This is a genomic window from Eubacterium ramulus (assembly GCF_003122485.1).
GTDB lineage: Bacteria > Bacillota > Clostridia > Lachnospirales > Lachnospiraceae > Eubacterium_I > Eubacterium_I ramulus_A.
The window spans coordinates 1-11,310 of the sequence record NZ_JRFU01000185.1 but is presented as its reverse complement, the minus strand read 5'-3'; the positions used below and the strand labels follow the sequence as shown (position 1 = coordinate 11,310).

The 11,310-nt window shown below is 43.0% G+C and carries 10 protein-coding genes; 2 read left to right on the top strand and 8 right to left on the bottom strand.

All coding sequences use genetic code 11. The features are described from left to right. Positions 1-59: 59 nt before the first annotated feature. The 5 genes from LG34_RS14780 to LG34_RS14760 form a co-directional block, all read right to left on the bottom strand. Positions 60-1,235 (bottom strand): thiolase family protein, encoded by a 1,176-nt coding sequence (locus tag LG34_RS14780; protein WP_109216747.1) that lies wholly within the window; start codon positions 1,233-1,235, stop codon positions 60-62. Between the two features lie 14 nt (positions 1,236-1,249). After that, entirely contained in the window at positions 1,250-2,335 is a 1,086-nt protein-coding gene (gene buk, locus LG34_RS14775; RefSeq protein WP_109216746.1) for a butyrate kinase, read from the bottom strand. Between the two features lie 2 nt (positions 2,336-2,337). Continuing rightward, a complete protein-coding gene (locus tag LG34_RS14770; RefSeq protein WP_109216745.1) occupies positions 2,338-3,249 on the bottom strand; it encodes a phosphate acyltransferase in 912 nt (303 codons plus the stop codon). Positions 3,250-3,447: 198 nt separating this feature from the next. Further along, positions 3,448-4,239: an SDR family NAD(P)-dependent oxidoreductase gene (locus tag LG34_RS14765; protein WP_242979917.1), complete on the bottom strand. Its 792-nt coding sequence runs from the start codon at positions 4,237-4,239 to the stop codon at positions 3,448-3,450. A gap of 198 nt (positions 4,240-4,437) precedes the next feature. Beyond that, positions 4,438-5,280, bottom strand: a complete 843-nt coding sequence (locus tag LG34_RS14760) for a 3-keto-5-aminohexanoate cleavage protein (RefSeq protein ID WP_109216744.1) — start codon at positions 5,278-5,280, stop codon at positions 4,438-4,440. A 363-nt stretch (positions 5,281-5,643) separates the two neighbouring features. On the opposite strand from LG34_RS14760, the gene LG34_RS14755 reads away from it, so the two are divergent. Both LG34_RS14755 and LG34_RS14750 read left to right on the top strand, forming a co-directional pair. Continuing rightward, positions 5,644-6,549 (top strand): 3-hydroxyacyl-CoA dehydrogenase NAD-binding domain-containing protein, encoded by a 906-nt coding sequence (locus tag LG34_RS14755; protein ID WP_109216743.1) that lies wholly within the window; start codon positions 5,644-5,646, stop codon positions 6,547-6,549. A 133-nt stretch (positions 6,550-6,682) separates the two neighbouring features. After that, positions 6,683-8,218, top strand: coding sequence for a sigma-54 interaction domain-containing protein (locus LG34_RS14750; protein WP_109216742.1), 1,536 nt, complete (start codon positions 6,683-6,685; stop codon positions 8,216-8,218). Between the two features lie 542 nt (positions 8,219-8,760). On the opposite strand, the gene LG34_RS14745 is transcribed toward LG34_RS14750, so the two are convergent. The 3 genes from LG34_RS14745 to LG34_RS14735 all read right to left on the bottom strand — a co-directional run bounded on the left by LG34_RS14745 (position 8,761) and on the right by LG34_RS14735 (position 11,085). Next, positions 8,761-9,489 (bottom strand): FadR/GntR family transcriptional regulator, encoded by a 729-nt coding sequence (locus tag LG34_RS14745; RefSeq protein ID WP_109216741.1) that lies wholly within the window; start codon positions 9,487-9,489, stop codon positions 8,761-8,763. 143 nt (positions 9,490-9,632) lie between these two features. Then, entirely contained in the window at positions 9,633-10,178 is a 546-nt protein-coding gene (locus LG34_RS14740; RefSeq protein ID WP_109216740.1) for an ECF transporter S component, read from the bottom strand. Positions 10,179-10,326: 148 nt separating this feature from the next. Continuing rightward, the gene (locus tag LG34_RS14735) at positions 10,327-11,085 is read right to left on the bottom strand and encodes an amidohydrolase family protein (RefSeq protein WP_109216739.1); all 759 of its coding nucleotides are present in this window, start codon (positions 11,083-11,085) and stop codon (positions 10,327-10,329) included. Positions 11,086-11,310: the final 225 nt, after the last annotated feature.

Here is an 11,310-nt window from a genome sequence, read left to right as displayed (position 1 = left end):
TTGCTTTTCGCAATTGAAGCAGGGGACTTACTTGATTCGGTTAAATTTTCACTTACACGTTATACTGCTTGGATCCGCTCAAACAGTGCAGCTCCACCCTGACCGCCGGCCATACAGAATGCTACTACACCATATTTTGATCCACGACGCTCCATCTCATACACCAGTTTTGTGGTAAGGATTCCGCCGGTTCCTGCCAGTGGATGACCAAGTGCCAGCGCTCCGCCGTTTACATTTACTTTACTCATATCCAGACCAAGCTCCCGCACGCATGCGATGGACTGGGAAGCAAATGCCTCATTTAACTCGATCAGATCAATATCATCCAGTGTTAAACCTGTCTTATCCAGTAATTTGCGGATCGCACCTACCGGTCCGATTCCCATAATACTCGGATCACATCCAATCACTTCAAAATCCACAAATTTTGCCCAGATCTTCTTGCCTTCCCGGATGGCACGTTCTTTTTCCATGACAACAACTGCGCCGGAACCATCACTCATCGGTGAGCTGGAACCTGCAGTCACACGACCGTCTTTGCGAAAACACGGTTTTAATTTGCCAAGAGATTCCATGCTGCTGTCCGGTCTGACACATTCATCTTTATCGATGATGGTTACATTTCCTTTGCGGTCTGTCACCGGAACTGGAACTATCTGCTCATCAAACAGACCTGCTGCTACAGCAGCTGCTGCTTTCCTGTGGCTTTCTACTGCAAATGCATCACATTCTTCTCTTGTGATACCATATTTATCACACAGGTTTTCTGCTGTCTCACCCATGCTGTAATTGTAACCTTCCGGTCCGGTATAACGCATGCCCCACTCCGGTGGATTTAACTGATATGCCTGTTTTGCACGATTCATCAGATATGGGCGTGTGGAATCACTCTCCACACCACCGGCAACAAATACTTCGCCGTGTCCGGATTCGATCATCATAGCGGCCAGTGCAATGGCATTTAATCCGGAAGAACACTGTCTGTCAATGGTAAATCCCGGTACGGTGATCGGAAGTCCCGCTTTTAACAGTGCTACACGGGATAAGTTTGCATAATTATCATTTCCAAGGTTACCAAAAATAACATCATCTATACAAGCCGGATCAATTTCTGCCCGCTCTACTGCCGCTTTAATTGCTGCAGCTCCCAGATCAATTGCTTCCAAAGATGCAAACATGCCTCGCATTCTTCCCACCGGTGTTCTTGCAGCGGATACAATTACTGCTTCTTTCATAATTACAATTCCCCCTATCTGAGTTTTTCATCCTCTTTATAAATTCTGGCAGTCTCCTCGCCGTTTAATACACGGGTAATACCTGCTGCCAGCGCTTCCATCTCATACTCACCCGGAATAACGGCCAGTGGATGGATGAATTTTACACGTTTCTCTAATTTTTCAATAAACATTTTGGAATGGGCAATTCCGCCGGTGACAACGATTCCGTCAATCTCACCGTCTACTGCTGTTGCCAGACCACCGATGCATTTTGCCAGTTTGTAGATCATTGCATTGTAAACCAGCTCTGCATACTCGTCTCCATCAGCAATTCGTTTTTCCACTTCCCGGACATCGTTTGTTCCAAGATATGCCGTCAGACCACCTTTTCCACGTACCATGGCAGATACTTCATCAAAGGTATATTTACCGGAAAAACACAGTTTTGCCATGCCGATACTCGGGAGTCCGCCGGAACGCTCCGGGGACATGGTTCCGTCCTCATCCGTGCAGACATCTACGATCACGCCGTTTTTGTGCAGTCCGATACTGATTCCGCCGCCGGTATGAACCATGATCAGATTCAATTCCTCATATTTTTTACCAATGCTTTCCGCATACATTCTGCCGACTGCTTTTGTATTCAGGAAATGTCCCATACTCAGCTTGTCAACCAGCGGGCATCCGGAGATGCGCGGCAGATCATCCATCTCATCTGCAGTATTTCCATCGTAAATATATGCTTTGATGCCCAGATTTTTGGCCATCTCATATCCGATCATCGCTGCAAGAGAAGATGCATGCTGACCACTTGGGCGATAGATCAGAACATCGATCATCTCATCATTGACTTCATAAGCACCCATATGGATCGGTGGCAGGGAACCGCCGCGGCAGGCGATTGCTGTCAGTTTTGTCATATCGTATGCAATCTCATCTAAAAATTTCTCTACCTCTGCTTTTCGAAACGGCACCTGATCTACGATCTTTGGATACTGTGCGATGGTCTCTGCAGAATGTGTCAGATTTTTACGATACAGTTCTTTTCCGTTTTCATAAATGGCAATCTTTGTAGATGTAGAACCAGGATTAATAACAAGCAAATTAATATCTCCCATGGTTATGCTCCTTTCTGTGATGCGATGGCACCTAAAATAATCGACTGGAATTTATCATCAATTTCCGCTGCCCGGGACATCAATACAATCGGTACTTTTGCTCCCACAATGATACCAGCTGCCCTTCCGCCGCAGATTGTCATCATTTTACCCATCATATTGCCCGATACCAGATCCGGGCACACAAGCATATCTGCATCTCCGCCCACCGGACTCTGATAGTTCTTGATCTCCACAGATTCTTTCTCCAGTGCCAGATCAATGGAAATCGGTCCTTCCAGGTAACAATCGGTAAATTCACCGTTCTCCCACATCTGTTTTAATTTCCATGCATCTGCGCTTTCCTGAAGTTTTTGATTCAATGTCTCAGAAGCTGCCAGTACGGCGATCTTCGGTTTTTGGATTCCCACAGAGTACATAACATCCAGTGCATTCTGAATGATCTGTTTTTTGGCTTCCACATCCGGTTTTGTATTTAATGCAGAGTCTGTCAGCGCGATCAGTTTGTGATACTGTGCGATCTCTACAAAATCGAACTTGGACATCAGTCTTCCGGTTCTCATTCCTGAAGTTTTTGCTACAATGGCAGACATCAGGTTCTTGGTTTCCAAAAGTCCTTTCATGAGGAAATCCACCTCACCTGCATGTACCAGTTCAATGGCTTTTAAAATGGCTTCTCTCTCTCCCGCTTCGTCAATAATGTGGTAGTCTTCTTCTTTTTCTCCGATCTGCGCCAGAAGATTTTTGATCACTGGTGCATCTCCGATCAGAACTGCCTCAATGGCACCTTCTTTTCTGGCACGGGCTACTGCTGTCAAAGTATGGTCATCTTCCGCTTTAATGACTGCAAGTGTTTTCTTCGTGCAGTTCTCCAGACAATACGGAAGCAGGTCTTTTAATGCTTTTATTTCCATGTCATTCTCCTTAAAATTTCTTTGTTTATATCTATGTACATTGTTTGTACAAAAATTTCTTTGTTTGATAGGAAATTTACGCAATTTCCTATCAAATGAAAAAAGGGGCAGGGATCTTTGTCCGAAGCCCTGCCCCCTCTTTCGTTGAGCTATGTAAAACTATGAATAAAAAACAACACTTATATTTCTTAAATTGGCTTATCCGATTGCTGTCATACCGCCATCTGCGTATACAATCTGACCCGTCATGAAATCAGATGCATGAGATGCAAGGAATACTGCCGGTCCCATACAATCTTCTACGGTACCAATTCTCTGTAATGGTTTATCATCACCAAGGTGAAGAATTTCCGGATGCTCTTTGATCAGATCTTCCATCATCGGTGTTACTGTATTTGTAGGTCCGATAGCGTTTACGCATACTTCCGGTCCAAGGTCGCATGCAGCTGTTCTGGTAAGCATATCCAGCGCACCTTTTGTTGTACAGTAGCTTGCGTTTCCGCCTAAGCATGCACGTGCACCACGTGTGGAAGATACGTTAATGATCTTGCCGTATCCGCGCTCTTTCATCTGTTTGCCAAAGTATTTGCAAAGCATTGCGATACCAACAACATTTACCTGAAGCATACCGTCCATAATTTCTTTCGGGAGTTCTGTCAGGTGATGTTTTACGTTGTATCCCTGAGAGTTTACAAGTACATCAATGTAACCTTTGTCTGCGATGATCGTATCGTATAATGCCTTGATGCTTTCCTCATCAGATGCATCTACGGTGTATACAGTTACATCTTTTCCTGTTTTCTCTTTGATTTTCTCTTTTGCTTCCAGCAGTTTCTCCATGTTACGGCTTGCGATAGACACATCTGCACCGTAAGCTGCAAGTGCCTCTGCGATGCCTGCGCCGATTCCGCCATGTCCACCAACTACTAAGGCTTTTCTGCCGTCCAGTCTAAACATTGTTCCAAGATCAAATTTGTATGTTTCGCTCATTTTGTAAAAACCTCCTTATTTGTTTTCAACTAGCCTATTTAATTGCAAAATGTGTGCCAGTTTTTTATTTTTATCAAATCCCCGTAGTTACGGTATTTTCTGTACTTTCTCCCGAAAAGACGCCTGTTTTTTCTGCGATTTTATTTGCATGACTGCTAATTTTTTTCAAAAACGCAAATTTTTTGTCTGATTCCGGTCTTATCTTGCAAGCGGCGGGATACCAAGAATCTCTCTTGCCTCTGCCGGTGTTGCTACCTGTTTTCCAAATGTTTCTACTGCTTTTACTGCACGCTCTACCAGACCAACGTTCGTTGCCGGAACGCCTTTGCTGAAGTATACATTATCTTCCAGACCAACACGGATATTGCCGCCCAGTGCCAGTGCTGCATACATGATCGGCAGATGCTGTTTGCCAACGCCAAATGCAGACCAGGTAGAACCTTCCGGAATATGATTTACCAGATATACCAGATTCTCTACCGTTGCCGGCATACCACCCAATACTCCAAGGCAGAACTGATAGTGGATCGGTGTGGATAAATGACCTTTTCCCGCAAAATAATTTGCGATACCAAGCATACCTGCATCAAAAATCTCTACCTCCGGTTTGATGCCGCGCTGCATATACACGTCACCTAACTCCTCCAGGAACTGTGGCGGATTCATAAATACTCCGCCCGGCATCCAATTGAACGTACCGGCATCATAACTTCCCATCTCAATACCATCCAGCTCTTTGTGATGTCTCATACGGTCTTCATAAGTGGCTGTACCGGTATTGTCGCCGGAAGAAGTACAGTTGATGATTACATCACAATCTTTTTTCGCACGGATCAGTTTGATGGTCTCCTCAAATTTCTTCTCATCCATACATCCGATACCTTCATCATTTCTCATATGAAGATGAACGATGGCAGCTCCCGCTTTCCAGCATTTGTAAGCGTCCTCTGCAATTTCTTCCGGTGTCAGCGGAATACTTGCATTTTTCTCCTTCGGTGTTACGGCTCCTGTCAGTGCTGCGGTAATAATAACTTTATCCATTTTTCTTTTCCTCCAAATTTTTATTTTTTTCCTATTCTTTGTAATTTTGTGATTTTAATATCTTTCCATAATACCTCCCATTTTTATTTCATCTGCTTCAAGTCGAACGCATGTGAAGCTTCTCACAAAGAACAGTTATCTTTTTGCAAATGCGCAAATTTTTTTTCCAAAAACCAGATGTATGTTGTTCCAAATACAGCCGATCTTCTGTTTTTTACCTGAAAACCCATGCAAAATGATATGAATTTTTCGCATTCCCCCTCTTATACTGCAAAAACCATGCCTGTATGACGATGGCATCAATTTTGCACAATTATTAAGTATCAAAAAAATAAATAAATGAAAGATCAGGAGGTTTTTACGATGAAAACTTATAAAGCTGCCTTTGTCGGCACAGGAATGATTGGTGCTGGTCTTGCTGCCAACGCCGCTTTGAACAATTTTGACGTTACCTTATACGATGTCGTTGACAGGGATAAAATGAAGTCCAACTTAACACACATCATGGATATTCTGGTAGAAGCGGAAGCTATCACACAGGAGGAAGCAGATGCTGCGCTGGCAGATGTCCGTTACACCAATGATCTGGAAGATGCTGTCCTCGGAGCAGATTTCGTACAGGAGTGTATTCCGGAGCGCCTTCAGTTAAAACAGGATACTTACCGGACGATTCAGAATGTAACCGGTCCGGATACCGTGATCGCAAGTTCCACATCCGCAATCTTTCCAAGCAAACTGCAGGAGGGAGCTATGTATCCGGGTTCCATCGTCGTTGGACATCCGTACAACCCGTCTTATCTGCTTCCGCTGATCGAGATCTGTGGTGGAGAAGGTGCAGATCCGACCATTATGGCAAAAGCAAAAGAAATCTACGAAGCAATGGGAAAAGTTCCGGTTATCTGTAAAAAAGAGATCAACGGATTCGTTGTAAACCGTCTGTCCTGGGCAGCGCTTGCATCCGCAAAAGAGTGTATCCAGGAAGATATCTGCTCCGTAGAAGATATCGACAAAGCCATCATGTACGGTCCCGGTATGCGTATGGCTGTCACCGGTCAGATGCTTACCATGAGTCTCGGTGTAGACGGCGGTTTCCGCAAAATGGCAGAAAAATACGGCAACGAGCCATCCGAATACGATGAAATCTATGCACAGGGTGTAGATGAAGAAATCGCAAACCGTCCGGACTGGCAGGGAAATACAGTTGATGATGTATGCAAATACAGAGATAAAATGTTTGTACAGCTATTAAAACTGCAGAAACTTTTGTAATTATTTGGCTTTGTGTATGCGAAATTTATACAGATGAAAAAATAGTAACCTGTTGAACATATTTCTTGTCTATATTATAATGTGACAGTAGTAGCATTTATTTTTACATAAGGGAGACAAGAAGGGGGACAAAATGACAGACAGAGAAATCATGCTCTCCGCGGAGCAGCGTATTGATGAACTGATGAACAAAATGCTTGGTTCTGATCCCGTTTCCAAAAAGCAGGTCCTTCAGGAACTCAAAGCAGTCAAAGAGTCTGTTCATCAGGTTACCACATCTACTATTGATTACCAGATCGTTGTCGATAATCTGGATGATAATATTTTAATTGCAGATGCATCTGAAACAATTTTGTATGTGAACAAAGCATATCAAAAGTCTTCCGGTATTCCAAAAGAAAACCTGATCGGCAAAACCGTTTCTCACATTGCAGAAACCACCGATTATTTCACGGTTACCACCGTGCCGGATGTTATTCAGAAAAAAGAACCGGTGATGAAGCTGTCCTATCTTCCGGGACAGAAGAATCCTAGTATTGTTGTTGGCATGCCGATTTTCTACAGTAATGGGGAATTGCAGTATATTATAGCAACCAACCGCGAATTATCTACCTATACGAATCTGCGTGATAACTACAACACATTTTTAAATCTGCTTTCTGATATGAAATCTGCCAAGAATGCCGTACAGGTCATTCAGGAAACTTTTACCTTATCCGAAAAGCAAATGATCGGCGAAGGAAAAGAGATGACTCAGATCCGAAAGTTCATCTCCAATGTTGCATCCACAGATGCCACCGTTCTGGTTACCGGAGAATCCGGTACCGGTAAAGAGCTCATCGCCGATGCAATCTATACCGCAAGCAAACGAAATAACATGCCTTTTATCAAGATCAACTGTTCTTCCATTCCGGCACAGCTTCTGGAATCCGAACTGTTCGGTTATGAAAAAGGTGCTTTTTCAGGTGCAAATGCACAGGGTAAAAAAGGTCTGTTTGAAGCAGCCAACAAAGGTACGCTTCTGCTGGATGAGATTGGCGATATGCCGATGGAGCTGCAGGCAAAACTGCTGCGTGCCATCCAGAGCAATGAGATCACCCGCGTAGGCGGTACCAAACCGATCCCGCTGGATATCCGTCTTATCGCTTCTACCAACTGCAATCTGAAAGCAAAGATTGCGGAAGGAACATTCCGAAGCGATCTGTATTACCGTCTTCACGTTATTCCGATCAATGTTCCACCATTGAGAGAACGTAAAGACGATATTGCGCTTTTGTGTGATCACTACATAAATATCTTCAATGAGAAATACGACAAACACCTTGTATTATCCGAAGAAAATAAAGATGCCTTGATCGGCTACAGCTGGCCGGGCAACATCCGTGAACTTCGAAATATCATGGAATATTTGGTGGTATGCGCCTCCGATATGGATCATCTGGACAACTCTTTCCTGTACAGTATCTTTGATCTGGAGGGCATAGATTCCTATATGGAAGTCAAGAAAAATATGACCTTATCCGAAGCGGTTTCTTCTTACGAAAAAGAATTTTTAACCCTTGCCATCAAGGATGTTAAGAATCTGAAAGAAGCCAGTGAGATTCTGGATGTGGATATTTCCACGGTTTCACGAAAATTAAAACAACATGGATTATCTTTGAAGAAATAAGTTACCTATTTATATTTCTCAAACGTTCAAGAATGCTTTTTAACAAACAGGAGACGATGTATCCGAAAAAGATCCATCGTCTCCTGTTGTGCAGAACACGGGCTCACGTACGTTCAACCTGCATTTGCAAAATATCCTGTTTCTTTTTGCAAAAATACCTGTTTCTTTTTAGGAAATCACGAAAAAAGCCCGTTTTACGCTGTTTAAAAACTGGCATGATATTTGCATTAATATAAGTATCAGAGAAAGCTGGGAGAACAGAGGAATATACTTAGAACTTAACAATTGCCTTTTTATTTTTTAGAATTACCCTTCCTCATATAGAATAATATAAATTGATTTTTTCATTCTGTTCTCTTCCTCGTTAAAAAGAACCAGATTGTCCTGCCCTGACACTCTGGTTCTTTTTCATTTCATTTATAATTTTTTCTTAATAAAAAACGGCAACAAAAAAAGAAGTAATGCGCAAAAAATCCATGCGCATTTACCTCTTTCGCTATGATGCGATACTTAATACCTGGTCTTCTCATCAAATACTTATATTATTTTGCCAGAATATCACTCTCTGCATTGATCAGATGCGTTGTCATCCATTTAGCAGCTTCCTCTTCCTTCTGGTTCTTTACTGCCATATAAATCTTTCTATGTACATCCAAAATCAGCTCATACCGCACCTTCTGTGTGCTTTTCTTGCCTCTGTTCAGAATCTCTGTCAGAGATTTTCCAAGCACATTCCTGCACACCTGCAGCATAATGGAATACATACTGTTCTGGGAAGCCTCCGCCACAGCTACATGAAACTCCATATCGCACGCCATAAATTCTTCCGCATTTCCAATTGTACTTTCTGATCGCTGAAGAATTGTTTTTATTCTCTCCAGATCCTCATCGGTACGGCGTTTCGCTGCCAGACGTGCCGCTTCACACTCTGTCAGACGTCGAAATTCCAGAATTTCTTCAATGGTCATGCCCTTCATCTGAATGATGGTCTCCAGAGACTGTACGGCATTATCTACATTTAATTCCTGCACAACGGCTCCGCTGCTGCCGGAATAAATTTTTATATATCCTTCCCGCTCCAGCATACGCATCGCTTCACGTATGGTCGGACGGCTTCGGTGCATCATTTCCATCATTTTTCGTTCCGATGGAAGCCGCTCACCCGGATGGATTTCTCCGTCCAGAATCAACTGTCTGATTTGATTATAGATTTCTTCGCTCGCCCGTTTAGTCTGAACAGGCTGTAATTCAATCTGAATTTCATTTCTCATGCGTTTCCTGTCCTTTCACATATGTTGTAATTATAGCGATTTAATTGTATCTGTGCAAGGATAAAAACGCAATTATAAAAAGAACCAGGTTATCCTGCCCTGACACCCTGGTTCTTTTTCATTTATAACATTTTTTCTTATTCTTATTTGACCATACCGGACAGACGACCTGCTACACCTGATTTTTTCAAAAGCATGTAGATCACAAATCCGATCACGATACCTGCGCCGGTCTGGAATGCCAGTGCCGGAATCTCGATAATGGCGGTTTTTCCACCATACAGCACAACTCTTACCAGTGTGTACGCAATGATGTGAAGCACACCACCTGCAATGGCACCGATCAGGAAAGATCCTTTTTTATCTTTTAACACTTTGTGCATAATCAGTCCCATTACAATTGCCCACATGCATTTGATCAGCAATGTTGGAACAACCCAGTAGAAATATCCGCCAATAAAATCAGATAATCCGCCGCCGATGGCACCTGCAATGGCACCTTTTTTCATACCGAATAAAGCAACGGTCAGCAGGATCATGCAGTCTCCCAAGTGTACATAACCACTGATGGTCGGGATTTTAAAAATATAAGTTCCCAAAAATACCAGAGCAGCCATTGCTGCTGTCACCGTGATATCAACGGTCCGGATCTTCTGTCCGGTGCTTGTTACATTTGTCTGTGCATCCATTTTCTTTACTCCTCTCAAACTCTCCATTTTTCATTTTTGTCATTTTTTCTGATAAAATTCGTCTTAATAAAGTCACATTCATCAGTCGCATATTTTCAATCGGATTATACTGCTTACTCGTAATTAATATTAACTCTGACAGCATAAATTAGATTGTCTTTAATTCCATGAATTTCTTCGCATTGTTATAAAATACATCTTCCAGCTGTGCATCGTTTAATCCACAGGAATAAACACGCTGAATCTCTACACTCGGATGATGGAACGGGGAATCGATACCGAACATGACGCGCTCGCTTCCCACGGTCTCATAAGCATTTTTGATCTGACATCCCATCGGCATTCCGGATACTTCCAGAAACAGGTTGTCATATTTGTACGCCATGTTCAGACTGCCTTCGATATAAACACCATGTCCGTGTCCCATATGGATCATAACGGTCGGCACATGCGGATGGCGCTCTGCCAGCAGACCGATCTGCCACGGCAGGGAATAAGGCGGATGTCCACAGTGGATAAATACCGGCTTTTTGTACGCTTCTGCAATCTCCATGATCGGATCCACCATCGGAGAATCCGCGGTAAATGCATCAAAAAGCGGCTGCATTTTTACCCCTGCAAAATTTTCATCCCGCAGATAATGCTCCAGCATATCATATGCTTCCTGCCCTTCATTGGCATTTACCCAGCAAAGCGGAATGATCTTGTCCGGCGCTGCCTGATATGCCTCTTTCAGTTCCTTATTCAGATGACATCCTGCCGGACAAAGAATCGTTTTTTCAATATTGTACTCCTCCATCTGTTCTGTCAGACGGCTGAGGTCAAAATCAATGTTAAACGGACTTCCGAATTTTCCAATGTGGGAATGTGCATCTATTTTCTTAAAATGGTTATAGTGGTTATCCATAAGAAACACCTCTTCGTTCTTTATGTTTTTCTGATAAATTTTGCTTTGTTTGATTATAATGTTTTCACCGATGATTAACTTGGTGTCTATCTTAACCCCACATTGGTATATTTAACACTTCCAGTTTTTGCATTTTTGACCATGCCAGTTTTGGCTACGAGTGGCGCGGATGAATGGATTCAAGAATGCTCCGGCATTCTTGTTGCGAGGTGCGCGTCATGCAAT